The organism is Bacillus sp. LR--39 (assembly GCF_053613335.1).
In genome coordinates this window covers 1-2,009 of the sequence record NZ_JBSIOT010000060.1, presented here as the reverse complement: position 1 = coordinate 2,009, position 2,009 = coordinate 1, and the positions used below count along the sequence as shown (strand labels likewise).

Sequence of the window (2,009 nt, the reverse complement as noted above, 5' to 3'; positions counted from 1 at the left end):
TGACACGAGGTGCTCCCCGCCCATACCCATTGGGAACTTCCCTTTTTCTAAAATGCTGTCCACGTACTCTTCAATCATATCCAGGCTTCGCTGCGGATTTCCGAACGGCAGCGGAATGTCGCCGGCGTCAAAGAAGTTCAACTCAGCCAGATCGCGGTCTAAATATGGGCTGTATTCCTCAAGGCCGATTGACACCTCACGGATTCTGCTTGGACCAAAGCGTGAGCCCGGGCGATAGCTGACTGTCCAGTCCATCGGCATGCCGTAAAGAATGGCGTCCGCCTCTTCCCACTCGGGACGGCTCGCGATAAATACTTTTCCTGAATAAGCTTCATCAAATCTCATCTATAATACCCTCGCTTTCCTGTAAAAAAGCGCAAGATTCGCTCCTGCGCCATACCTTCATTATTTAATCAAGTCACTCACAAATTTCGGCAGAACAAACGCCGCTTTATGAATATCTTTTGTGTAATATTTCGTCTCAATATCGAAGAAACGGCTGTCTTCCACTGCAAGCGGATCATATTTTTTCGAGCCAATTGTAAATGTCCACAAACCGCTTGGATATGTCGGAATGTTCGCCGTATACAGCTTCGTAATCGGGAAGATTTCCTTCACGTCGCGCTGTACATTTGTGATTAATTCCGGTGTAAACCATGGGTTGTCCGTCTGCGCAACGAAAATACCGTCTTCTTTCAGCGCTTTTGCGATTCCTGCGTAGAATCCTTTTGTAAACAGGTTTACAGCCGGTCCGACTGGTTCAGTTGAATCTACCATGATGACGTCGTATTGATTTTCGGATTTTGCAATATGCATAAATCCATCATCTACCTGCACGTCAACGCGCGGATCATCCAGTTTGCCTGCGATAGAAGGAAGGAACTTTTTAGAGTATTCGATAACCTTGCCGTCAATATCTACAAGTGTTGCCTTTTTCACGCTTGGGTGCTTCAGGATTTCTCTGATAACGCCGCCGTCACCGCCGCCGACTACGAGAACGTGCTCCGGATTTGGGTGCGTAAATAATGGCACATGCGCCACCATTTCGTGATAAACGAATTCGTCTTTTTCAGATGTCATCACCATGCCGTCTAAAAACAGCATGTTGCCGAACTCTTCTGTTTCCACCATTTCTAAATGCTGAAACTCCGTTTGTTCTGTATGTAACGTTTTGTTAACCTTCATCGTAATGCCAAAGTTTTTCGTCTGCTTCTCTGTGTACCAAAGTTCGCTCAATTGTCATCTCCCTTTCGAGGCTGTATTCATTTATTGTAAGCGTCTTATCAGCTTTTATTCTCGGTAGAAATCTCATTTTCACCTAAGGAAAAAGTATAGAGGATGGCGGGGAAAAAGTAAAGATGCGTCCTGTTCTGCGATGTTTAAAAACGATCTTTTTTTCTCATAATAGTAGAAACATAAAAAAAGGGGGAACCCGTTGTGGATGCAATGACAAATAAACGGCTGAGACTGACGCTGAAAACCGTTCGCGCCTTTATCTTTTTAGGGGCTTTTGCGGCCTTGGCGGCAGCTGCCGTGTTTATGACTGTCATTTTGATAGCCAAATACCAGGGCGCTCCCTCGGTGCAAGTGCCGCAATCCACGATTTTGTATGCGAGTGACGGCTCAAAGCTCGGGGAAACGAACTACGGCGAAAAGCGCTATTGGGTCCCCTTAAAGGACATGAATCCGACGATCGTAAAAGCGACAGTGGCGATTGAAGACCAGAATTTCTACGATCATCACGGCTTTGATTATAAACGCATGGCCGGCGCGGCGCTTGCTGACCTGAAAGCATTTGCCAAGGTTCAGGGTGCAAGCACCATCACCCAGCAATATGCGAGAAACTTATACCTTGAACACGACAAAACGTGGAAACGGAAATGGAATGAGGCGTTCTACACGATCCGTCTGGAACAAAACTATTCTAAGGACGAGATATTAGAAGGCTATTTAAATACGATTTACTACGGCCACGGCGCCTACGGCATTGAAGCAGCTTCCCGCCTGTA

At 46.3% G+C, this 2,009-nt stretch carries 3 protein-coding genes; 1 reads left to right on the top strand and 2 read right to left on the bottom strand.

What is annotated here, in order from left to right:
- Together ACWHAR_RS20230 and speE are read right to left on the bottom strand one after the other, a co-directional pair.
- On the bottom strand, window positions 1-345 hold a 345-nt coding region (locus tag ACWHAR_RS20230; protein ID WP_452087632.1), incomplete at its 3' end, for an arginase family protein.
- 60 nt (window positions 346-405) lie between these two features.
- The gene (gene speE / locus ACWHAR_RS20225; protein WP_003227543.1) at window positions 406-1,236 is read right to left on the bottom strand and encodes a spermidine synthase; all 831 of its coding nucleotides are present in this window, start codon (window positions 1,234-1,236) and stop codon (window positions 406-408) included.
- Between the two features lie 201 nt (window positions 1,237-1,437).
- Here speE and ACWHAR_RS20220 point away from each other — a divergent pair.
- A partial coding sequence (locus ACWHAR_RS20220; RefSeq protein ID WP_452087631.1) for a transglycosylase domain-containing protein occupies window positions 1,438-2,009 on the top strand: 572 nt, incomplete at its 3' end.